This is a genomic window from Acidovorax sp. GW821-FHT10A04 (assembly GCF_059415825.1).
Genome location: NZ_JBWKNZ010000001.1, coordinates 185,172 through 205,314, shown reverse-complemented (window position 1 = coordinate 205,314; position 20,143 = coordinate 185,172). Strand labels below are relative to the sequence as shown.

At 68.4% G+C, this 20,143-nt stretch carries 25 protein-coding genes; 22 read left to right on the top strand and 3 right to left on the bottom strand.

Going from position 1 to position 20,143, the window contains the following annotated elements:
- Positions 1-54: 54 nt before the first annotated feature.
- The 4 genes from AC07PF_RS01030 to hisD are packed head-to-tail and all read left to right on the top strand — an operon-like array spanning position 55 to position 3,727.
- On the top strand, positions 55-297 hold the full coding sequence (locus tag AC07PF_RS01030) for a BolA family protein (RefSeq protein ID WP_007855755.1): 243 nt from the start codon (positions 55-57) through the stop codon (positions 295-297).
- Positions 298-347: 50 nt separating this feature from the next.
- Positions 348-1,640: a UDP-N-acetylglucosamine 1-carboxyvinyltransferase gene (gene murA, locus AC07PF_RS01025; protein WP_494610560.1), complete on the top strand. Its 1,293-nt coding sequence runs from the start codon at positions 348-350 to the stop codon at positions 1,638-1,640.
- A gap of 18 nt (positions 1,641-1,658) precedes the next feature.
- Positions 1,659-2,303 (top strand): ATP phosphoribosyltransferase, encoded by a 645-nt coding sequence (gene hisG / locus AC07PF_RS01020; protein ID WP_108016683.1) that lies wholly within the window; start codon positions 1,659-1,661, stop codon positions 2,301-2,303.
- 41 nt (positions 2,304-2,344) lie between these two features.
- Positions 2,345-3,727 carry a histidinol dehydrogenase gene (gene hisD / locus AC07PF_RS01015; RefSeq protein ID WP_494610559.1) on the top strand — a complete coding sequence of 461 codons (1,383 nt, stop codon included), beginning with the start codon at positions 2,345-2,347 and terminating at the stop codon, positions 3,725-3,727.
- Between the two features lie 9 nt (positions 3,728-3,736).
- Here the strand turns inward: hisD and AC07PF_RS01010 are convergent, their stop codons facing one another.
- Positions 3,737-4,132: a DUF2917 domain-containing protein gene (locus tag AC07PF_RS01010; RefSeq protein WP_494610558.1), complete on the bottom strand. Its 396-nt coding sequence runs from the start codon at positions 4,130-4,132 to the stop codon at positions 3,737-3,739.
- A 153-nt stretch (positions 4,133-4,285) separates the two neighbouring features.
- Here AC07PF_RS01010 and AC07PF_RS01005 point away from each other — a divergent pair, with 153 nt between their 5' ends.
- The 9 genes from AC07PF_RS01005 (at position 4,286) to AC07PF_RS00965 (ending at position 11,162) form a co-directional block, all read left to right on the top strand.
- A complete protein-coding gene (locus AC07PF_RS01005) occupies positions 4,286-5,737 on the top strand; it encodes an aminotransferase-like domain-containing protein (RefSeq protein WP_007855748.1) in 1,452 nt (483 codons plus the stop codon).
- Between the two features lie 50 nt (positions 5,738-5,787).
- Positions 5,788-6,012, top strand: coding sequence for a hypothetical protein (locus AC07PF_RS01000; protein WP_007855747.1), 225 nt, complete (start codon positions 5,788-5,790; stop codon positions 6,010-6,012).
- Positions 6,009-6,467 carry a PIN domain-containing protein gene (locus tag AC07PF_RS00995; RefSeq protein ID WP_007855746.1) on the top strand — a complete coding sequence of 153 codons (459 nt, stop codon included), beginning with the start codon at positions 6,009-6,011 and terminating at the stop codon, positions 6,465-6,467. Before AC07PF_RS01000 ends, AC07PF_RS00995 begins: the two co-directional genes overlap by 4 nt.
- The gene (gene hisC, locus AC07PF_RS00990; RefSeq protein ID WP_494610557.1) at positions 6,464-7,576 is read left to right on the top strand and encodes a histidinol-phosphate transaminase; all 1,113 of its coding nucleotides are present in this window, start codon (positions 6,464-6,466) and stop codon (positions 7,574-7,576) included. Before AC07PF_RS00995 ends, hisC begins: the two co-directional genes overlap by 4 nt.
- Entirely contained in the window at positions 7,573-8,208 is a 636-nt protein-coding gene (gene hisB / locus AC07PF_RS00985) for an imidazoleglycerol-phosphate dehydratase HisB (RefSeq protein ID WP_007855743.1), read from the top strand. Before hisC ends, hisB begins: the two co-directional genes overlap by 4 nt.
- Positions 8,209-8,263: 55 nt before the next feature.
- Entirely contained in the window at positions 8,264-8,935 is a 672-nt protein-coding gene (gene hisH, locus AC07PF_RS00980; protein ID WP_145694522.1) for an imidazole glycerol phosphate synthase subunit HisH, read from the top strand.
- A gap of 78 nt (positions 8,936-9,013) precedes the next feature.
- Positions 9,014-9,754, top strand: coding sequence for a 1-(5-phosphoribosyl)-5-[(5-phosphoribosylamino)methylideneamino]imidazole-4-carboxamide isomerase (gene hisA, locus AC07PF_RS00975; RefSeq protein WP_007855741.1), 741 nt, complete (start codon positions 9,014-9,016; stop codon positions 9,752-9,754).
- A 38-nt stretch (positions 9,755-9,792) separates the two neighbouring features.
- A complete protein-coding gene (gene hisF / locus AC07PF_RS00970; protein WP_494610556.1) occupies positions 9,793-10,593 on the top strand; it encodes an imidazole glycerol phosphate synthase subunit HisF in 801 nt (266 codons plus the stop codon).
- 20 nt (positions 10,594-10,613) lie between these two features.
- Positions 10,614-11,162, top strand: a complete 549-nt coding sequence (locus tag AC07PF_RS00965; RefSeq protein WP_007855737.1) for a hypothetical protein — start codon at positions 10,614-10,616, stop codon at positions 11,160-11,162.
- Between the two features lie 12 nt (positions 11,163-11,174).
- Here AC07PF_RS00965 and AC07PF_RS00960 read toward each other — a convergent pair whose 3' ends face one another.
- Both AC07PF_RS00960 and AC07PF_RS00955 read right to left on the bottom strand, forming a co-directional pair.
- Entirely contained in the window at positions 11,175-13,154 is a 1,980-nt protein-coding gene (locus tag AC07PF_RS00960) for a sensor histidine kinase (RefSeq protein WP_494610555.1), read from the bottom strand.
- Between the two features lie 16 nt (positions 13,155-13,170).
- A complete protein-coding gene (locus AC07PF_RS00955; protein ID WP_007855734.1) occupies positions 13,171-13,860 on the bottom strand; it encodes a response regulator in 690 nt (229 codons plus the stop codon).
- A gap of 163 nt (positions 13,861-14,023) precedes the next feature.
- Here AC07PF_RS00955 and AC07PF_RS00950 point away from each other — a divergent pair, with 163 nt between their 5' ends.
- From AC07PF_RS00950 to tatC, 9 genes are all read left to right on the top strand, one after another.
- Complete coding sequence (locus AC07PF_RS00950) at positions 14,024-15,694, top strand: RCC1 domain-containing protein (RefSeq protein WP_007855733.1); 1,671 nt, start codon at positions 14,024-14,026, stop codon at positions 15,692-15,694.
- Between the two features lie 118 nt (positions 15,695-15,812).
- Positions 15,813-16,211, top strand: coding sequence for a phosphoribosyl-AMP cyclohydrolase (gene hisI, locus AC07PF_RS00945; RefSeq protein ID WP_186457775.1), 399 nt, complete (start codon positions 15,813-15,815; stop codon positions 16,209-16,211).
- Between the two features lie 4 nt (positions 16,212-16,215).
- A complete protein-coding gene (locus tag AC07PF_RS00940; RefSeq protein WP_007855731.1) occupies positions 16,216-16,593 on the top strand; it encodes a phosphoribosyl-ATP diphosphatase in 378 nt (125 codons plus the stop codon).
- Positions 16,590-16,976 carry a DUF4870 family protein gene (locus tag AC07PF_RS00935; protein ID WP_007855730.1) on the top strand — a complete coding sequence of 129 codons (387 nt, stop codon included), beginning with the start codon at positions 16,590-16,592 and terminating at the stop codon, positions 16,974-16,976. Before AC07PF_RS00940 ends, AC07PF_RS00935 begins: the two co-directional genes overlap by 4 nt.
- A complete protein-coding gene (locus AC07PF_RS00930) occupies positions 16,969-18,009 on the top strand; it encodes a patatin-like phospholipase family protein (RefSeq protein ID WP_494610554.1) in 1,041 nt (346 codons plus the stop codon). Before AC07PF_RS00935 ends, AC07PF_RS00930 begins: the two co-directional genes overlap by 8 nt.
- A 42-nt stretch (positions 18,010-18,051) precedes the next feature.
- Positions 18,052-18,408 carry a histidine triad nucleotide-binding protein gene (locus tag AC07PF_RS00925; protein ID WP_007855728.1) on the top strand — a complete coding sequence of 119 codons (357 nt, stop codon included), beginning with the start codon at positions 18,052-18,054 and terminating at the stop codon, positions 18,406-18,408.
- Between the two features lie 106 nt (positions 18,409-18,514).
- The gene (gene tatA, locus AC07PF_RS00920) at positions 18,515-18,757 is read left to right on the top strand and encodes a Sec-independent protein translocase subunit TatA (protein WP_007855727.1); all 243 of its coding nucleotides are present in this window, start codon (positions 18,515-18,517) and stop codon (positions 18,755-18,757) included.
- Positions 18,758-18,779: 22 nt separating this feature from the next.
- Entirely contained in the window at positions 18,780-19,241 is a 462-nt protein-coding gene (gene tatB, locus AC07PF_RS00915; RefSeq protein WP_007855725.1) for a Sec-independent protein translocase protein TatB, read from the top strand.
- A gap of 62 nt (positions 19,242-19,303) precedes the next feature.
- Complete coding sequence (gene tatC / locus AC07PF_RS00910; protein WP_494610553.1) at positions 19,304-20,107, top strand: twin-arginine translocase subunit TatC; 804 nt, start codon at positions 19,304-19,306, stop codon at positions 20,105-20,107.
- Positions 20,108-20,143 lie beyond the last annotated feature (36 nt).

Here is a 20,143-nt window from a genome sequence, read left to right as displayed (position 1 = left end):
TTCGCGGTACCCTTGCCGCCCGCCCCGGATGACGCAGACCACCACGCCCCACCCATGACCGCCGACCAACTCAAAGACCTCATCGCCGCCGGCCTGGCCTGCGAGCACCTCGACCTGCAGGGCGATGGCCGCCACTGGTACGCCACCATCGTCTCGGCCGAGTTCGAGGGCAAGCGCCCCATCCAGCGCCACCAGCGCGTGTACGCCACGCTGGGCACGCGCATGCAGACGGACGAGGTGCATGCCCTGTCCATGAAGACCTTCACGCCCGCCGAATGGGCGGCGCAGCCGCGCTGAGCGGCGACCGCGCCCACGGCACCTCCCACTACTTTTTCACGGGTTTCGCGATGGACAAACTCCTCATCCGTGGCGGCCGCACCCTGCAGGGCGAGGTGCTAGTCTCCGGCGCCAAGAACGCCGCGCTGCCCGAACTGTGCGCCGCGCTGCTCACGGCCGAGCCGGTGACCCTGCTCAACGTGCCCCAGCTGCAGGACGTGAGCACCATGCTCACCCTGATCCGCAACATGGGCGTGGCGGCTGAGCGTGCCCCTGATGGCACCGTGCGCATCGACGCGAGCGGCCTGAACACGCCCGAGGCGCCCTACGAGCTGGTCAAGACCATGCGCGCCTCGGTGCTGGCCCTGGGGCCGCTGCTGGCGCGCTTCGGCGAGGCCACCGTTTCCCTGCCCGGCGGCTGCGCCATTGGCTCGCGCCCGGTGGACCAGCACATCAAGGGCCTGGCCACCATGGGCGCCGAGATCGTCGTCGAGCACGGCTACATGATCGCGAAGCTGCCAGCGGGCGCCACGCGCCTGAAGGGGGCACGCATCACCACCGACATGGTCACCGTGACCGGCACCGAGAACTTCCTCATGGCCGCCGCGCTGGCCGAGGGCGAGACCGTGCTCGAGAACGCCGCGCAGGAGCCTGAGATCATCGACCTGGCCGAGATGCTGATCGCCATGGGCGCGAAGATCGAGGGCCACGGCACCAGCCGCATCCGCATCCAGGGCGTGGAGCGCCTGTCCGGCTGCACCCACCGCGTGGTGGCCGACCGCATCGAGGCCGGCACCTTCCTGTGCGCCGTGGCCGCCACGGGCGGCGACGTGGTGCTGCGCCATGGCCGCGCCGACCACCTCGACGCGGTGATCGACAAGCTGCGCGAGGCCGGCGTGCAGGTGCAGGCCGTCGAGGCCGGCATCCGCGTGCAGAGCCCCGGCGCCGGCAAGCTGCGCGCCCAGGGCTTTCGCACCACCGAATACCCGGGCTTTCCCACCGACATGCAGGCCCAGTTCATGGCCCTCAACTGCGTGGCGCAGGGCACTTCCACGGTGACCGAGACCATCTTCGAGAACCGCTTCATGCACGTGGATGAGCTGGTGCGCCTGGGCGCCCGCATCCAGACCGACGGCAAGGTCGCCGTGATCGAGGGCCTGGGCAACGCCGAGGCCGTGGGCCCGCCTCTGTCGGGTGCGACCGTCATGGCCACCGACCTGCGCGCCTCGGCCAGCCTGGTCATCGCCGGCCTGGTGGCCGATGGTGAAACCGTGGTGGACCGCATCTACCACCTGGACCGTGGCTACGACTGCATGGAAGCCAAGCTGCGCGGCATCGGCGCCGACATCGAGCGCATGTCCTAAGAGAGAACCCCCATGACCATGATCACCCTCGCCCTGTCCAAGGGCCGCATCTTCGACGAGACCCTGCCGCTCCTGGCCGCTGCCGGCATCGAGGTGCTCGAAGACCCCGAAAAGTCGCGCAAGCTCATCCTGCCCACCAACCAGCCCGACGTGCGCGTGGTACTGGTGCGGGCCACCGACGTGCCCACCTACGTGGAGTACGGCGGTGCCGACATCGGCGTGACCGGCAAGGACACCTTGATCGAGCACGGCGGCCAGGGCCTGTACCAGCCGCTGGACCTGCAGATCGCCAAGTGCCGTGTGAGCGTGGCCGTGCGCAACGACTTCGACTACGAGCGCGCCGTCAAGCAGGGCTCGCGCCTGAAGGTGGCCACCAAGTACACCTCCATCGCGCGCGACTTCTTCGCCACCAAGGGTGTGCACGTGGACATGGTCAAGCTCTACGGCAGCATGGAGCTGGCGCCGCTGATCGGCCTGTCCGACGCCATCGTCGACCTGGTGTCCACCGGCAACACCCTCAAGGCCAACCACCTGGTGGAAGTCGAGCGCATCATGGACATCAGCTCCTACCTGGTCGTCAACCAGGCCGCACTCAAGCTCAAGCAGGCCCCGCTGCGGCGCATCATCGATGCGTTTGCCGCGGCCACCGCGGCGCGCGCCTGAACGAACCACCGATTTCCCACTGCGATAGAGACCCGAAAGCCATGCAAGCCAAGCCCGTTCGCCTCCGTACCGACAGCGCCGATTTCGAAGCCGCCTTCCGCGATCGCCTGCATTGGTCCGCCGACACGGATGCGGCCATCGAGCAGCGCGTGGCCGATATCCTGGCCGACGTGCAGGCGCGCGGCGATGCCGCCGTGCTCGACTACACGGCGCGCTTCGATGGCCTGGCCGCCGAGTCCATGGCGGCCCTGGAACTCACGCAGGCCGACTTCAAGGCCGCCTTCGACGCCATCCCCGCCGCCCAGCGCGATGCCCTGCAGGCCGCTGCCCGGCGCGTGCGCAGCTACCACGAGGCGCAGAAGAAGGCCTCGGGCGAGAGCTGGAGCTACCGCGACGAGGACGGCACCCTGCTGGGCCAGAAGGTCACGCCGCTCGACCGCGTGGGCATCTACGTGCCCGGCGGCAAGGCGGCCTACCCGTCGAGCCTGCTCATGAACGCCATCCCCGCCCACGTGGCCGGCGTGCAGGAGATCATCATGGTGGTGCCCACGCCTGTGCGCGGCAGCGTGGCCACCGGGGGCTCGGGCGCGCAACTGGCGTCCACCCAAGGCGAGCGCAATGAGCTGGTGCTGGCCGCGGCCTACGTGGCCGGCGTCACGCGCGCCTTCACCATCGGCGGCGCCCAGGCCGTGGCGGCCCTGGCCTATGGCACGGCCACCGTGCCCAAGGTCGACAAGATCACCGGCCCGGGCAACGCCTATGTGGCCAGCGCCAAGAAGCGCGTGTTCGGCACCGTGGGCATCGACATGATCGCCGGCCCCAGCGAAATCCTGGTGCTGGCCGATGGCAGCACCCCGGCCGACTGGGTGGCCATGGACCTGTTCTCGCAGGCCGAGCACGACGAGCTGGCGCAGAGCATCCTGCTGTGCCCCGACGCGGCCTACCTCGACGCCGTGCAGGAGGCCATCGACCGCCTGCTGCCCAGCATGCCGCGCGCCGAGATCATCGCCAAGAGCCTGAATGGCCGCGGCGCGCTGATCCACACGTGCAGCATGGAAGAGGCCTGCGCCATCAGCAACCGCATCGCCCCCGAGCACCTGGAGGTGAGCAGCAAGGAGCCGCACCGCTGGGAGCCGCTGTTGCGCCATGCTGGGGCCATCTTCCTCGGGGCCTACACCAGCGAGAGCCTGGGTGACTACTGCGCCGGCCCCAACCACGTGCTGCCCACCAGCGGCACGGCACGCTTCAGCTCGCCGCTGGGGGTGTACGACTTCCAAAAGCGCAGCAGCCTCATCGAGGTGAGCGAGGCCGGGGCCCAGGCCCTGGGCACCATCGCGGCCGAACTGGCCTATGGCGAGGGCCTGCAGGCCCATGCACGCGCCGCCGAGCTACGGCTCGTGCCCGTGCCCCCGGCGCGGGGCTGACAGGGCTCGTCAGGCCGCGCGCATGCGCAGGCCCGCGGCAGGCAGCGCACCGGCCTGCGGGGTGGCGGCGCGGCCGGCCGCATTGCTGGCACGCAGGCACGCCCAGTTCAGGCGTGCAGGGCGCTGGCCCTCGGCGCTCACGCGCAGCCGCACCGGCCCGGTGAAGCTCAGGCGCTGCCCCGCTTCCAGGAAATAGTCTTCGAGCAGGCCGTCGCAGGTCACCCAGACGCGGCCTTGCTCCACCTCCAGCAGGGCGGTTTCGCCTGCGCGGAATTCGAGCGTCTGCACGGCCTGCGGGGGCGGCAGGGGTTGGCGGTTCCAGCGCAGCGCCAGGGCCTGGGGCCGCAGCGGCTGCACCGTGGTGGTCGGAGGGGGGCAGGGGGAGGGCAGGGTGGTGGTGTTCATGCCTTGCACTGTGCTGCGCGGCGGCATCTGTCGCCAGCCACAGCGCGCACCGAGCTGGTACAGCACAGATGCGCACGCACAGGCCTCTGTGCTGTGCTGTTTTGGGGTCATCTGTATTGGCCGTGATTGCCTTGGGCAGTACAGAATGGACCCATGGACGCCCAAGAGACCACGCCCCTGTACCTGCAGATCGCGGCCCAGCTGGCCGAACTGGTGCGCAACGGCACCCTGTCGCGCGGCGAGAAGATGCCCTCGGTGCGCGAACTCGCCCGCCAGCGCGGCGTGGCGCAGAGCACGGTGGTGCAGGCCTACCACTGGCTCGAGGATGCGCGCCTGATCACCGCGCGGCCGCGCTCGGGCTTCTTCGTGGCGGCGCGCCCGGTCAACCTGCCCGAGCCGACCACCCCGCGCCCGCTGCGCCGCCCGCGCGAGGTCTCGGTGGACTGGCTGGGCCAGCGCATCATGGGCCGAGCCCAGCCGGTGGACATGCTCTCCTTCAGCAGCGGCACGCCGGGTCCCGACATGCTCAACCCCGACCGCGTGCGCCGCGCCGTGGTGCGCGCCGTGCAGCGCAACCGCCAGTTGCTGTGCACCTACCCGTCTTCGGCCGGGCAGGAAGAGGCGCGGCGCGCCCTGGCGCGCTATGCCGTGGGCCTGGGCTGCAGCCTGGACCCCGAGAACATCGTGATCACCGGCGGCTGCATGGACAGCATTGCCCTGTGCCTGCGCGCCGTCACCCAGCCGGGCGATGTGGTGGCCCTGGAGTCGCCCACGCATTTCTCCTTCCTCGAGGTGTTGCAGGGCCTGCACCTCAAGGCGCTGGAGATCCCCACCCACCCGCGCCACGGCATCTCGCTCGACGCGCTGCAGCTCGCCCTCGATACCCAGCCCGTGAAGGCGCTGATGGTGGTGCCCACGCTGAGCAATCCGCTGGGCAGCTGCATGCCGCAACCCGAGCGCCGGCGCCTGGCGCAGATGGCCGCGCGCCATGGCATGGCGGTCATCGAGGATGCGATCTATACCGACCTGGCCGAGCCCGACGAGATGCGGCGCACCGTCAAGTCCTACGACACCACGGGCCACGTGATGCTCTGCGACTCGTTCTCCAAGACCCTGGCCCCGGGCCTGCGCCTGGGCTGGGTCGAGGCCGGGCGCTGGACCGAACAGCTGCGCAGCATCAAGGACATGCAGGCCGGTGGCCAATCCGCCGTGCTGGAGCTGGCGCTGGCCGACCTGATCAACCAGAGCGGGCACGCGGCCGCCATGCGCCAGCTGCGTGCTGCCGCGGCGGCGCGGCTCGACGAGGTGCGCCACATCATCGGCGCGCACTTTCCGCCGGGCACGCGGGTCAGCGACCCGCCCGGCGGCATGCTGCTGTGGGTGGAGCTGCCGCGTGCGCTCGATTCGGTGCAGTTGCACGAGGCCTGCCTGGGCGAGCACATCCTGATCGCCCCCGGCACCGTGTTCAGTGCCAGTGGGCGCTTTCGCAACTGCCTGCGCATCGGCGTCGGCGGCGACTGGACCCCTGCGCACCTGGTGGCCCTGCGCAAGGTAGGCGACATGGCCTGCCGCGTGTTGCTGGCCAGTGGGCGGAAAGCAGCCTGAATTTTTTACACGAAGTTCGTGGAGCACGAACTTCGTGTAATATTGACTGCATGAAGAACGTCACCATCACCATGGACGACACGGTTGCTGAATGGGTACGCGTCGAGGCGGCGCGGCGCGGCAGCAGCGTATCGCGCTTGCTGGGCGAATGGCTGGCCGAGAAGATGCGCCAGGAAGACGCCTACGCCCAGGCCATGCGCGAGGCCCTGGGCTTCGAGAGCTGGGGCGCCTCCAGCGGCCCCTATGTGCCGCGCGAAACCCTGTTCCAGCGATGAGCAGCGGCACGACCCCCCTCTTCGTCGACACCGAAGTGCTGCTGGCCAGCGTGGACGAGCGCGACCCGTCCCGCCAGGTCCGTGCACGGGAGTGGCTCGGCTTCTGTTGGCAGACGCGCAGCGGGCGCATCAGCTCCCAGGTGCTCAACGAGCTGTACAACCAGGCCATCCAGCGCTTCGAGGGTCCGCGCACCGTGCAACTGGTGCGTGCCCAGGTGCGCCGGCTGCGCGTGTGGCTGCCGCCCCACCTCGATGCCTACACCGTGGACGGTGCCTGGGACCTGCAGGACCGCTACCGCCTGGGCTACTGGGACGCGCTCATCGTCTCCTCCGCGCACCAGCAGGGCTGCCGCTACCTGCTCACCGAAGCGCTGCCGCACGACCAGGTGCTGGACGCCGTGCGCTGCATCAACCCTTTCCTTGTGGCCCCCAACGAACTGGACACCGCCGAATGACCACTCCCGCAAGCCTTCCCGCCGCCCTGAACCACATCCGTGCCGACGTGCGTGCCATGCACGCCTATGGCGTGCAGCCCTCCACCGGCATGCTCAAGATGGATGCAATGGAGAACCCGTTTCGCCTCCCGGCCCATCTGCAGGCGGCGCTGGGCCAGCGTCTGGGGGGGCTGGCGCTCAACCGCTATCCGGGCGAGCGCCTGAACGACCTCAAGGCCGCGCTGGCGAAGTACGCCGGCCTGCCCGAGGGCCATGGCATCGTGCTGGGCAATGGCTCGGATGAGCTCATCACCCTGCTGGCCCTGGCCTGCGCCAAGCCCGGCGAGCGTGCCACCATGCTGGCGCCCATGCCGGGCTTCGTGATGTACCCGCTTTCCGCGCAGCTGCAGGGCCTGGACTTCGTCGGCGTGCCGCTCACGCCCGATTTCGAGCTCGACGAACCCGCCATGCTGGCCGCCATTGCGCAGCACCGCCCGGCCATCACCTACATCGCCTACCCCAACAACCCCACGGCCACGCTGTGGGACGAGGGCGCCGTGCAGCGCATTGTCGACGCGGTGGGTGCCCAGGGCAGCTTCGTGGTGATGGACGAGGCCTACCAGCCCTTCGCCAGCCGCAGCTTCATCGACCGCATGCGCGCCGAGCCCGACCGCAATGCCCACGTGCTGCTCATGCGCACACTGAGCAAGTTCGGCCTGGCCGGCGTGCGCCTGGGCTACCTCATCGGTCCGGCCGCCGTGGTGGCCGAGATCGACAAGGTGCGCCCGCCCTACAACGTGAGCGTGCTCAACTGCGAAGCCGCGCTGTTCGCGCTGGAGCATGCCGACGTGTTCGCCGGCCAGGCGGCCGAGCTGCGTGCCCAGCGCACGGTCCTGGTGCAGGCGCTCAAGGCCATGCCGGGCATCGAAAAATGCTGGGACAGCGAGGCCAACATGGTGCTGGTGCGTGTGGCTGATTCCGCCACAACCTACGAGGGCATGAAAAAGCGCAAGGTCCTGGTCAAGAACGTTTCTACAATGCACCCATTGCTGGCCAACTGCCTGCGCCTCACGGTGGGCAACGCCGACGACAACGCGCAGATGCTTGCTGCGCTCCAAGCCTCCCTATGACTTCTTCTGCTCTCGTACCTTCCGCATCGGCCGATCCCCAGGCCGATCGCACCGCCGAGGTCAGCCGCAACACCGCCGAGACGCACATCACCGTGCGCATCAACCTCGACGGCACTGGCCAGGCCAAGCTGCACACCGGCATCGGCTTCTTCGACCACATGCTCGAGCAGATCGCCCGCCACGGGTTGATCGACCTGGAGATCGACTGCGACGGCGACCTGCACATCGACGGCCACCACACGGTGGAAGACGTGGGCATCACCCTGGGCCAGGCCTTCGCGCGTGCCGTGGGCGACAAGAAGGGCATCACCCGCTACGGCCACGCCTATGTGCCGCTGGACGAGGCGCTGAGCCGCGTGGTGGTCGATTTCTCCGGCCGCCCCGGGCTGCACCTGCACATCCCCTTCACCGCGGGCAGCATCGGTGGCTTCGACACCCAGCTCACCTACGAATTCTTCCAGGGCTTCGTGAACCATGCGGGCGTGACCTTGCACATCGACAATCTCAAGGGCATCAACGCGCACCACCAGTGCGAAACGGTGTTCAAGGCCTTCGCGCGCGCACTGCGCGCAGCCCTCACGCGCGACCCGCGCGCCGCCGGCACCATTCCGTCCACCAAGGGCAGTCTCTGATCCCCCTTCGCCAAGAAAAAGGCCGCTACCGCTTTTTCACCAAGCGCTGATAGCTATGAATATGGAAGCAAAAACCGTCGCCGTGGTTGATTACGGCATGGGCAACCTGCGCTCGGTGTCGCAGGCCGTGCAGGCCGCGGCCGAGGGCTCGGGCTGGACCGTGGTCGTCACCTCGCGCCCTGAAGCGGTGCGCGCCGCCCAGCGCATCGTGCTGCCGGGGCAGGGCGCCATGCCCGACTGCATGCGCGAGCTGCGCGACTCCGGCTTGCAGGAGTCGGTGCTCGAAGCAGCGGCGCAAAAGCCGATGTTCGGCGTCTGCGTGGGCATGCAGATGCTGCTCGACCACAGCGCCGAGGGCGATACGCCTGGCCTGTCGCTGGTCCCCGGCGAAGTGCGCAAGTTCGACCTGGTCGGCCGCAACCAGCCCGATGGCAGCCGTTTCAAGGTGCCGCAGATGGGCTGGAACCAGGTGCGCCAGGTGCCCCACGGGGCTGCTGGCGTGCACCCGGTCTGGGCCGGCGTGCCCGATGGCAGCTACTTCTACTTCGTGCACAGCTTCTACGCCCGTCCCAAGGACGCAGCCCACTGCGCGGGCGAGACGGACTACGGCGGTGTGTTCGCCGCGGCGATTGCACGCGATAATATTTTTGCCACCCAGTTCCACCCCGAGAAAAGTGCGGAGCACGGCTTGGCGCTGTACCGCAACTTCCTCCACTGGAATCCCTGAGAACGTCCCCGCGTTCCCAACCCTTCACAACCCTGTTCGGGCCGAGCCCGGCCTCGCCCCTTTCCACCCGAACCCACCATGCTGCTCATTCCCGCCATCGACCTCAAGGACGGCCACTGCGTACGCCTCAAGCAAGGCGATATGGACCAATCCACCACCTTCGGTGAAGACCCTGCCGCCATGGCGCGCAAGTGGCTGGAGGCCGGCGCGCGCCGCCTGCACCTGGTGGACCTGAACGGTGCCTTCGCCGGCGTGCCCAAGAACTTCACGGCGATCAAGTCCATCCTCAAGGAAGTGGGCGAGGACATCCCGGTGCAGCTCGGCGGCGGCATCCGCGACCTGGACACCATCGAAAAATACATCGACGGCGGCCTGCGCTACGTGATCATCGGCACGGCGGCCGTGAAGAACCCCGGCTTCCTCAAGGACGCCTGCAGTGCCTTCGGCGGCCACATCATCGTCGGCCTGGATGCCAAGGATGGCAAGGTCGCCACCGACGGCTGGAGCAAGCTCACCGGCCACGAGGTCGTGGACCTGGCCAAGAAGTTCGAGGACTGGGGCGTCGAGTCCATCATCTACACCGACATCGGCCGCGACGGCATGCTCTCGGGCATCAACATCGATGCCACCGTCAAGCTCGCGCAGTCGCTGAGCATCCCGGTGATCGCCTCGGGCGGCCTGTCCAACATGGCCGACATCGAGCAGCTGTGCGCCGTCGAGGGCGAAGGCGTGGAAGGCGTGATCTGCGGCCGTGCCATCTACAGCGGCGACCTCGATTTCACGGCCGCGCAGGCGCGCGCCGACGAACTCAATGGATAACCCCCGGGGTGGCAGCGCCGCCCCATTGGACCTCTGACATGCTTGCCAAACGCATCATCCCCTGCCTGGACGTGACCGGAGGCCGCGTGGTCAAGGGCGTCAATTTCGTCGAGCTGCGCGATGCGGGCGACCCCGTCGAGATCGCCGCGCGCTACAACGCGCAGGGCGCCGACGAACTGACCTTCCTCGACATCACCGCCACCAGCGATGGCCGCGACCTGATCCTGCCCATCATCGAGGCCGTGGCCAGCCAGGTGTTCATCCCGCTCACCGTGGGTGGCGGCGTGCGCACGGTCGAGGATGTGCGCCGCCTGCTCAATGCGGGCGCCGACAAGACCAGCTTCAATTCGGCCGCGATCGCCAACCCCGAGGTGATCGATGCGGTGTCGGCCAAGTACGGCGCGCAGTGCATCGTGGTGGCCATCGATGCCAAGCGCCGCTCCGACGAGGACGCGCAGCGCACCGGTGCCGACGGCCGGCCCGTGGGCGCTGGCTGGGACGTCTACAGCCATGGCGGGCGCAAGAACACGGGCCTGGATGCCGTGGCCTGGGCCACCGAGATGGCGCGCCGCGGCGCGGGCGAGATCCTGCTGACCAGCATGGACCGCGACGGCACCAAGGCCGGCTTCGACCTGGCGCTCACGCGCGCCGTGAGCGATGCGGTCAGCGTGCCCGTGATCGCCTCGGGCGGTGTGGGCAACCTGGACCACCTGGCCGACGGCATCCAGATCGGCGGTGCCGATGCGGTGCTGGCCGCCAGCATCTTCCACTACGGCGAATACACCGTGGGCCAGTCCAAGCGGCACATGGCGGGGCGCGGCATCCCGGTGCGGCTGTGAGGGCGCTGGCCGCTGCCGCCATGGCCTTGTGCCTGGGCTCGATGGCCGTGCCTGCCGCTGCGCAGCAGGTGCCTGCGCCATCCTATGCACGCGGCTACTTTGACCGCCTGCCCTGCGTGGACCGCATCGGCCGCTGCTTTGATGCGACCATCGGTGGCAAGGCTGTCGAGGTGATCGCCGACAAGGCCGAGTTCGAGAAGCTCAAGGCCTTGCTGGCCGAACTCAACGAGAACGTGCGCGAGGTCTACTGGATCGTGCGCGAGCCGGTGGATGGCAAGGTGGCCCTGGACGTGCTCACGCGTCCCAGCGCCATGGGCCTGCCCCACGTGGGCGAAGAAAAGGAAGAGCCCGATGTCACGGTCTATGCCCTCGATGGTCAGGACCTGGACAGCGAACCCGAGCTGGTGGCGCGCCAGGATGTGCGCGTCAATGGCCAGCCCGTGGTCACGCAGCAGGACACTCTGACGCAAGACTTCCTGCCCCCAGGGCGCTACGCCATGGCCATCAAGTACCTGGGGCGCAAGAACTGGGACCGCAAGCGGGTCTTCCTGACTGTAGCCAAGCCCTGAGGCCCTGAACGGTCAGGGCGCAGGCCAGTGCGAATGCCTGAACCCGTCCAACGCAGGGGGTGGGCCCTGCAGCGGTAGCCACAGCTGCACCACCGTACCGCCCCCGGCCCCCAGCACGATCCGCGCATGGCCGCCCAGTTGCCGTGCGCGCTCCTCGATGTGGCCCAGCCCGCGGCCCTGGTGCCCATCCGGCCGGGCCTGCAGCCCGCGCCCGTCGTCCTCGATCTGCACGCACACCCCCGGCCCCGCATCCAGCGTGGCCGACAGCGTGACGTTGGCTGCCCCGGAGTGCTTGACCACGTTGGCCAGCGCCTCCTGCACGATGCGCAGCAAGTGCAGCGCGGCGGGGGCGTCCAGCCAGGGCAGCGGCGGCAGGTCGTCCATGTGCCAGTGCAGGGCGATGCCGCCCTGCGCCAGGCGGTGGCCCACGCGCTGGCGCAAAGTGGCCAGCAGGGTGGTCAGGTCCTGGTCGATGGGCTCCATCGAATCGATGGTCAGGCGCAGGTCTTCCAGGCATTCGCGCAGCACCTGGGCCATCTCGCCCTGCGACAGTCGGCCCTGCTCGATCTGGCCCAGCGATGACACCAGCATCGCGCCCAGGCCATCGTGCATGTCGCGCGTGAGCCGCTGGCGCTCCGTCAGGCGCACGCGCTCGTTCTCCACCTCGGCCAGCAGGGCGAAATTGGCCTCCAGCGCGCGCTGCTGTTCGGCCAGCCGGTCCTGCAGTACCTGGGCCGCGCCCTCGGCATGCTCCAGCGCACCGATGTAGCGGCGGTTCACGGCGTACAGAAAGGCGCCCAGCACCAGCACCATGGCGTAGGGCATCAGGTACAGGCTTTCGGGCGGGATGCGCAGCTGCAGCAGCGCCAGGTCGTGCACGCCCAGGCCCAGGCAGATGCACAGCGCCAGTGCCAGCACGCGCAGTTCGCGGCTACCGCGCCAGGCCGACCAGGCGATGAGCAGGGTCACGCCCATCGCCACCAGCGTATTGGCGGCATGCAGCAGCAGCGGCGTGTCCAGCGCCCAGGGCAGCACCGGCATCGACACGGCCGAGACCAGGAGTGCAAAGCCCAGCAGCAGGCGCTCCACAAAGGGGAAGCTGCGCGTCGCAAAGCGCAGCGAGAACAGGTAGACCAGCAGCATGACCCAGGTCATCGAGGCATCGGTGGCCCACCAGAACCAGCGCAGGGCGTCGAGGTTCTGCGGCAGCTCGATGCCGTAGTGCAGGTTGCGGAACCACCAGGCCAGCGACGCGAGCCCGAAGTACAGATAGGCGGTGTCCTGTCGTCGGCGCCACCAGAAGGCCAGCGAGAACAGCCCCAGCATGACCAGCGTGGTGCTGGCCGCCAGGGGCACGGTGACGACCCAGCGCTGGCGTGCCGACCACAGGCCCTGGACCTCGGGCTCCGGCCCCATCCACAGGCGGCTCAGGGCATAGCTGCCGTCGGCGCGCGGCGGCAGCGCGAGGAACAGCCGGCAACTGCCGCCCGGCTGGGAGGCGGCGCTGGGCAGGCGCAGCAGGATGGGCTGGTTCCACTGCGAGGGCCAGGCCGGGCTGTTGTCCAGCAGCTGCCGCGTGCCTTGCCCGGTGCGCAGCCAGACCTGCAGGGGGCCGCCGTTGACACGCGGCAGGTACAGGGCCAGGGTTTCCTGCGCGACGGGTGCCGGGCATGCGGTGCGGTACCAGACGGTGGGCAGGGGCAGGTTGACGGCGGCCCGCGTGGTCGGGTCGCGGCGCACCGCCTGCGGCAGCTCGACCGGCTGCCAGGCGCCTTGCGCGGCATCCGCCGGCGGGCCGATGGAGGGCTCGGTCCCCGGTGCCGGGGTCCAGCGCTCCACGCGTGTGACCACCAGGGAGTCGGTGGTCTCGGGGACGCCGGTTGCGGCCGTGCGGGCCGGTGCCAGCATCGCCGCCAGGACCAGGCTGGCGGCCACCAACCAGGGCAGGCCGGGGTGTGCCGGTCTGGTGCGGGGGGCGCGCGCCACGGGCATCACAGTGCCAGGGCCTTCAGTCGCCCATCAGCCCGCGCTTGCGGGCTTCGTAGACCGCTTCCGACCGGGAGTGCACCTGCAGCTTGCGGTAGCTGCGCTTGACGTAGGTGAGCACGGTCTGCTGGGTCACGCCCATCATCTGTGCGATCTCGCGGTAGCTGTAGCCCTTGGCGGCCATGCCGAGCATCTCGCATTCGCGCTCGCTGAGCAGGCCCGCATCGGCTTCGCTCACCGCGGTGTCCGGCGGGCCGGCCTGCGCACGCTGGCGCGAGGGGCCCGCGGGGGCCAGCCGGGTCAGCAGGCGGCGCGCGATGACGGGGCTGATGGGGCTGCCGCCCGCGTGCACGGCGCGCACCATCTCGGCCAGGTCCAGGGCCGGCGTGTCCTTGAGAACATAGCCCGTGGCGCCGGCCGCCAGCGCCTGCATGACATGGGCCTCGTCGCCGAACACGGTGACCACCACCACCTCGCAATGGGGCGCGACGTCCGCGCTGCGCGCGATCACCTCGATGCCGTTGAGGTCGGGCAGGCCCAGGTCCAGCAGCAGCACCTGGGGCTGGTGCCGGGCCAGCAGGGCCAGGCCCGAGGCGGCGTCACCGGCGGCGCCCACCAGGCGCAGGTCGGGCGCGGCGGCAATGCTGTCGCACAGGCGCTGCCTGAAGAGCGGGTCGTCCTCGATCACGAGCACGGAGAGCAAAGCGGACATGGGTGGGCGGGCCTTGGAAGCTCGGCGGTGCGTTTCATGATACGCGGGGCCTGCTGTCACAGCTGCTTGCACATGAACCGTTTTGTCCCGTGTTCGAGGGACAGACGGATACGGCAGGTGGCGGAAGAATCCATGCACCTTCACTGCTCGCAGGAGTTGCTCCATGTCTGATTCCTTGAACCGGTTCTTGCGCCGGGCCCTCGTGCTGGCCGGTGCCCTGGCCGGGCTGGCCTGCCCGGCGATGGCGGCCATTCCGCATGTCGTCATCGGCGATTACCACATGCTGCTGCTCAATGCGGATGGCAGCGTCACCTCCTGGGGACGCGGCGACTCTGGGCAACTGGGCCGTGGACAGGCCGACCGCAGCAACCCTGCGCCCGCCAAGATCGCATCGCTGGGCAACGAGGTGGTCGCCTTGACCGCCGGGGGGCAGTTGTCCGCGGCCGTGAAGCGCGATGGCAGCGTGTGGGTCTGGGGCAATGTCTCGGACGGGCTGATCGGCGCCAATACCTCGGGCGGTCAGTTCCGCTACGAGCCCGTCCAGGTACCGGGTCTCTCGGGCATCGTATCGGTGCTGGCCGCGACCAACGGTTACTCGCTCTACGCCACGGACAGCAATGGCCAGATCTGGGCCTGGGGCTATGACAGCGGCTATGGCAACCTGGGACTGGGCCCGGGAGGCCCGCAGCAGCGGGGCCAGCCGCTGCCGGTGGCCGGTGCCACCGGCATCGTGCAGCTGGCCGTGACGGGAACGCAGATGATTGGCCGCCGCCAGGACGGCAGCCTGATCGGCTGGGGCAGCAACAGCAGCCGTGACAACCCGCTGCAGGCCGTCACCGCCGCCACCGATCCGCTGGGGGTGACGGCCCTCAAGCCCGTCGGGCTGTCGTTCATCGACGCGACCGCCACGGGCAATGCCGCCGGCCTGTACTACGGCATCAAGAATGGCCAGGCGCTGGCCTGGGGCGACACCAATAGCGGCATGCTGACCTGCGGCCAGGAGAGCGCGCAGACGGCGGCCCAGCCCTACACCATCAAGAACCTGTCCAACCTGCGCCAGATCGCCGCGGGCGGTGGTGCTGCGCTGTTCGTGGACGGCGCCGGCGCCGTGTTCGCCTGCGGCCAGGGGGAGCGAGGCCTGCTGGGGGACGGCACCACGGTGTCCACCAAGTGGGATTCGGTGCCGGCCAACGCCAAGGCGGGCCCGGTGCGGGTGCAGGGCCTGCCGGGCCCGGTGTCGTATGTCTTCACGGGTGCGTTTGCCGCCGCAGCGCTCATGCCCGATGGCACGGTCTACACCTGGGGTCGTACCGACGGCGGCGTGCTGGGCAACGGGGTGACCACTGCCAACGGGATCGTGAGCACGCCCACGCGCATTGCGCTCAACGCCGGCGTGGACAACAGCGCAAACCCGGGCAACGTCGGCAATCCGGGCGGCACGAACCCGGGCACCGGCACGCCGGCACCCGGCACCGAGCCGGCCTTCAGCACGGCCCAGAGCGGTCCGCTGAACAATCTCACGGCCAAGGCCGGTGTCACCCTGCCTGCCTCCCATGCGGGCCAGCCTGGCGCCATCTTCGTGGCCCTGCTGCTGTCCGATGGCCGCCTGCTCATGCTCGATGGCGCAACGGTCAGTTTCGTGCCCGCCATGGCTGCCTTGTACACGGGGGCTCTGCCGGTGTCGGCCCCGGTCCTGGACATCAACGGCATGGACCTGAGCTCCCTGGCGGGCAGCCAACTCTACCTGGGGTATGGCCTGGGGGTGAATTCCCTGGCCGCGCTCTATGAGATGCTGCGCGCGGGGCGCTACTCCAATGTCCTGAACCTGCGCTGAAGGGTGTTGTGCCGCCCGGCCCGGGCCCCGCCTGTCCCGTGCAGGCGGGGCCCGGGCCTTTTGCCTTTTGGGGCGCTGGCAATGCCATGCCCGGGGTCGGTCATTCAAATCGCCGACAATCCGGGCCATGAACTGGCTCAACGAAGTGAAATGGGATGCGCAGGGCCTGGTGCCCGTGATCGCGCAGGAGCAGGGCACGGGCGACGTGCTGATGTTTGCGTGGATGAACCGCGAGGCGCTGGAAAAGACCGCCGAACTCGGCCGCGCCGTGTATTTCAGCCGCTCGCGCGGCAAGCTGTGGTTCAAGGGCGAGGAGTCCGGCCACGTGCAGACGGTGCACGAGATCCGCCTGGACTGCGACAACGACGTGGTGTTGCTCAAGGTGACCCAGCTGGGCCATGAGCCCGGCATCGCCTGCCACACGGGCCGCCACAGCTGTTTCTTCAGCGTGCTCAGGGACGGCGCATGGAAAGCCGTCGATCCGGTCTTGAAAGACCCCGAATCCATCTACAAGTAAGACCATGAGTTCCAACGATTCCCTGGCACGCCTGGCGGCCGTCATCGAAAGCCGCAAGCCCGCCAACGGCGGCGACCCCGAGAAAAGCTATGTCTCGCGCCTGCTGCACAAGGGGCCCGATGCCTTCCTCAAGAAGATCGGCGAGGAGGCCACCGAGGTGGTGATGGCCGCCAAGGACGTGGACCATGGCGCGGACGCCAGCAAGCTGGTCTACGAGGTGGCCGACCTGTGGTTCCATTCCATGATCGCGCTGGCCCACTATGGCCTGTCGCCGGCCGACGTGGTCAACGAGCTCGAGCGCCGCGAAGGCACCAGCGGCATCGAGGAGAAAGCCCTGCGCAAGGCCGTTGCGCGTGCAGCCCACGAGGAAGGATCCCCATGAGCGACATCATCGACGTGCGAACCAATGACCAGAAGGCCGAAAGCCTCAAGAACATCGGCTGGGTCAGCTATGCGCTGCACCTGATCGTGGCGCTGGGCGCCGTGCTGCCGGGCACGCAGGCCAGCGCGCTGCTGCTGGTCATCGCCCTGGTGCTCGACCTGGTCAAGCGCGGTGACGCCCAGGGCACCTGGCAGGAGAACCATTTCTCCTGGCGCATCCGTTCGGTGATCTGGGCGGGCGTGCTGTACGCGGTGACCGCGCCGCTGTGGCTGCTGTTCTTCATCCCCGGCTGGATCGCCTGGGGCATCATCTCGCTGTGGTTCCTGTACCGCATCGTGCGCGGCATGCTGGCGATGAGCAAGAACCAGGCGGTGGATGCCTGAACCCCACGCGCCGCGGCGCCTGAACCTGGCGCTGCAGGGCGGGGGCTCGCATGGTGCGCTGACCTGGGGCGTGCTCGACGCCCTGCTCGAAGACGGGCGATGGCAGTTCGAGGGCATCAGCGGCACCAGCGCGGGGGCCATGAATGCCGTGGCCCTTGCCCATGGCTTTGCCCGGGCCGTCGAAATCCACAAGGATCCGCTGGAGGCCCACGCCGCGGGCTGTGCCCTGGCGCGCGAGTCGCTCACCCGGCTGTGGGAGGGCGTGGGTTCCCTGGGCAGCCTGACCTGGGGCACGCCGCTGTCGGCGGCCAATCCGCTGATGGGCATGATGGCCCAGTGGTTCTCGCCCTACCAGACCAACCCCCTGGGCTTCAATCCGCTGCGCCAGTTGCTCGAGCGCGAGGTCGATTTCGGCCTGCTGTGTTCAGCGCGCGCCAGCATCGAAAGCGTGGTGCCCCAGGTATTCGTGTGTGCGACCAATGTGCGCACCGGGCGCGGCGAGATCTTTGCGGGTCCGCGCCTGAGCGCCGACGCCGTGATGGCTTCGGCCTGCCTGCCCATGGTGTTCAAGGCCGTGGAGATCGATGGCGAGCACTACTGGGACGGTGGTTACTCGGGCAACCCGGCGCTGCACCCGCTGATCTACCAGACCGAGGCGTCGGACATCCTGCTGGTGCAGATCAACCCCATCGAGCACCTCTCCGTGCCCGACAACGCGCACGAGATCATGGAGCGCATGAACGAGGTGACCTTCAACGCCAGCCTGCTGGCCGAGTTGCGCGCCATCGAGTTCGTGCGCCGGCTGCTGGCCGAGGGCAAGCTCGATGCGCGCCGCTACAAGAACGTGCTGATGCACCGCATTGACGGGGGGGCGGTGCTGGCCCCTTTTGGCGCCGACAGCAAGGTGCGTGCGGACACGGCCTTCGTGCGCCAGCTGTTCGAGCTCGGGCGCCGGGCGGGCAAGGACTGGATGAAGGCGCACCGCCGGGACGTGGGAGTGCGGCCGAGCATCAAGATCGCAGACAATGCGTGAACCTGCCTTCGTGCAGCCAGATTTCGTCCTCCCTTTTCCACCATGCACGATCCGAACTGCCTTTTCTGCAAAATCATCGCGGGCCAGATTCCTTCGAAGAAGGTCCATGAAGACGATGACATGTTCGTCTTCCATGACATCCATCCCTGGGCACCGGTGCACTTCCTGATGGTCCCCAAGGCACATATCCCTTCGATGGCCCAGGTCACCGAAGAGCATGCCGGTGTGCTGGGGCGCATGATGGCGCTGGCACCCAAGCTGGCCCTGGAGCAGGGCTGCAACCCCTACCCGGATGGCGGTTTTCGCATCGTGGTAAACACGGGGCTTGAAGGCGGGCAGGAAATCCACCATCTGCATATCCACGTGATGGGTGGCCCCCGCCCGTGGCTCAAAGGCTGACCCCAGCTGACGTTTCGACCCGATAGACCCCTGTTTCGCAACAGGGGGCCTGAACTCCGGTCACTGCCGGGGTCTAAAATGATTGCAATACGTTAGGAGATATTCCATGGGCTCTTTTTCCATCTGGCACTGGCTGATCGTGCTGCTGATCGTCGTCATGGTGTTCGGCACCAAGAAGCTCAAGAACATGGGCTCCGACCTCGGGGGCGCCGTCAAGGGCTTCAAGGACGGCATGAAGGACGGTTCCACGGCCGAGAGCGGTGCGGTCAATCCTCCCGCTGGCCAGGTCACTGCCAGCCAGGCGACCGACAAGACCACCATCGACGTCGAAGCCAAGCAAAAGAGCTGACCGCTGAGCGGACACCTGCTTCATGATTGATATTGGCCTGTCCAAGATGGCGCTGATCGGCGCCGTGGCGTTGATCGTCATCGGCCCCGAGAAGCTGCCGCGCGTGGCGCGTACGGTGGGCACCTTGCTGGGCAAGGCGCAGCGCTACGTGGCCGACGTCAAGTCCGAGGTCAACCGGTCCATGGAGCTCGACGAGCTGCGCAAGATGAAGGACACGGTGGAAGGTGCCGCACGCGACGTGCAGCAGTCCATCCAGACCGGCGCCAGCGAGTTCGAGAAGGACTGGGCCGCGGCGACGGACATGACGGCTGCCGAGCCCTTCGAGACTTCGGTGGTGGTGCCGGCCTACAAGCACCCGGGCAAGAACTGGCGTCTCAAGCGCGGAGCCACGCCCCAGTGGTACAAGTCGCGCAGCGGCGTGCGCACCAAGGCACAGTCCGGCGCGGCACGCGTTGCCCGCTACCGGCCCCAGAAATTCCATTGACGATGCCGCGCAGCACCCGGTGCGCGCTGCATGGGCGGCCCCCACGCCCCTGAAAATCCAACATGTCCGAAACTCCCCCCAAAGAAGACGAACTGGCCGGCACCGAGCAGCCGTTCGTGCAGCACCTGATGGAGCTGCGCGACCGGCTGGTCAAGGCCATCATCGCCATCGCCATTGCGGCGGCGATCCTGTTCTTCTTTCCCGGTCCTGGCGCGCTCTATGACTTCCTGGCGGCCCCGCTGGTGGCCCACCTGCCCAAGGGCGCCACGCTGATCGCCACCTCGGTGATCTCGCCGTTCATGGTGCCGCTCAAGATCCTGCTGATGTCGGCCTTCCTGCTGGCGCTGCCCGTCGTGCTGTGGCAGGTCTGGGCCTTCGTGGCGCCGGGCCTGTATTCGCATGAGAAGAAACTGGTGTTGCCGCTGGTGGTTTCCAGCACGCTGCTGTTCTTCATCGGCGTGGCGTTTTGCTATTACTTCGTGTTCGGGCAGGTGTTTGCGTTCATCCAGAGCTTCGCGCCCAAGAGCATCACGGCTGCGCCAGACATCGAGGCCTACCTGAGCTTCGTGCTCTCGATGTTCCTGGCCTTCGGCATGGCTTTCGAGGTTCCTATCGCCGTGGTGGTGCTGGCACGCATGAACATCGTCAGCGTGGAAAAGCTCAAGAGCTTTCGCGGCTACTTCGTCGTCGGTGCTTTCGTCGTCGCGGCCGTCGTGACGCCGCCGGACGTGGTCTCCCAGCTCGCGCTGGCCGTGCCCATGTGCATCCTCTACGAGGTGGGCATCTGGGCCGCGCAGATCTTCATCAAGCACACCAAGGCGCCGGAAGACGCCGAGAGCACGGCCTCGTCGTCCTCTTCCTCCTGACCTGACCGAGGGGCGCCCGTCCCGCGACGGGGCGGA

Coding starts and splice junctions, on each gene's coding strand:
- tatC (WP_494610553.1), top strand. CDS start 19,304: ATGTCCGAAACTCCCCCCAAAGAAGACGAACTGGCCGGCACCGAGCAG.
- murA (WP_494610560.1), top strand. CDS start 348: ATGGACAAACTCCTCATCCGTGGCGGCCGCACCCTGCAGGGCGAGGTG.
- hisF (WP_494610556.1), top strand. CDS start 9,793: ATGCTTGCCAAACGCATCATCCCCTGCCTGGACGTGACCGGAGGCCGC.
- AC07PF_RS01005 (WP_007855748.1), top strand. CDS start 4,286: ATGGACGCCCAAGAGACCACGCCCCTGTACCTGCAGATCGCGGCCCAG.
- hisC (WP_494610557.1), top strand. CDS start 6,464: ATGACCACTCCCGCAAGCCTTCCCGCCGCCCTGAACCACATCCGTGCC.
- hisD (WP_494610559.1), top strand. CDS start 2,345: ATGCAAGCCAAGCCCGTTCGCCTCCGTACCGACAGCGCCGATTTCGAA.
- tatA (WP_007855727.1), top strand. CDS start 18,515: ATGGGCTCTTTTTCCATCTGGCACTGGCTGATCGTGCTGCTGATCGTC.
- AC07PF_RS01030 (WP_007855755.1), top strand. CDS start 55: ATGACCGCCGACCAACTCAAAGACCTCATCGCCGCCGGCCTGGCCTGC.
- AC07PF_RS00925 (WP_007855728.1), top strand. CDS start 18,052: ATGCACGATCCGAACTGCCTTTTCTGCAAAATCATCGCGGGCCAGATT.
- AC07PF_RS00950 (WP_007855733.1), top strand. CDS start 14,024: ATGTCTGATTCCTTGAACCGGTTCTTGCGCCGGGCCCTCGTGCTGGCC.
- hisA (WP_007855741.1), top strand. CDS start 9,014: ATGCTGCTCATTCCCGCCATCGACCTCAAGGACGGCCACTGCGTACGC.
- hisH (WP_145694522.1), top strand. CDS start 8,264: ATGAATATGGAAGCAAAAACCGTCGCCGTGGTTGATTACGGCATGGGC.
- AC07PF_RS00960 (WP_494610555.1), bottom strand. CDS start 13,154: ATGCCCGTGGCGCGCGCCCCCCGCACCAGACCGGCACACCCCGGCCTG.
- AC07PF_RS00940 (WP_007855731.1), top strand. CDS start 16,216: ATGAGTTCCAACGATTCCCTGGCACGCCTGGCGGCCGTCATCGAAAGC.
- AC07PF_RS00965 (WP_007855737.1), top strand. CDS start 10,614: ATGGCCTTGTGCCTGGGCTCGATGGCCGTGCCTGCCGCTGCGCAGCAG.
- AC07PF_RS00935 (WP_007855730.1), top strand. CDS start 16,590: ATGAGCGACATCATCGACGTGCGAACCAATGACCAGAAGGCCGAAAGC.
- AC07PF_RS00930 (WP_494610554.1), top strand. CDS start 16,969: ATGCCTGAACCCCACGCGCCGCGGCGCCTGAACCTGGCGCTGCAGGGC.
- AC07PF_RS00995 (WP_007855746.1), top strand. CDS start 6,009: ATGAGCAGCGGCACGACCCCCCTCTTCGTCGACACCGAAGTGCTGCTG.
- hisG (WP_108016683.1), top strand. CDS start 1,659: ATGATCACCCTCGCCCTGTCCAAGGGCCGCATCTTCGACGAGACCCTG.
- tatB (WP_007855725.1), top strand. CDS start 18,780: ATGATTGATATTGGCCTGTCCAAGATGGCGCTGATCGGCGCCGTGGCG.
- AC07PF_RS01000 (WP_007855747.1), top strand. CDS start 5,788: ATGAAGAACGTCACCATCACCATGGACGACACGGTTGCTGAATGGGTA.
- AC07PF_RS00955 (WP_007855734.1), bottom strand. CDS start 13,860: ATGTCCGCTTTGCTCTCCGTGCTCGTGATCGAGGACGACCCGCTCTTC.
- AC07PF_RS01010 (WP_494610558.1), bottom strand. CDS start 4,132: ATGAACACCACCACCCTGCCCTCCCCCTGCCCCCCTCCGACCACCACG.
- hisB (WP_007855743.1), top strand. CDS start 7,573: ATGACTTCTTCTGCTCTCGTACCTTCCGCATCGGCCGATCCCCAGGCC.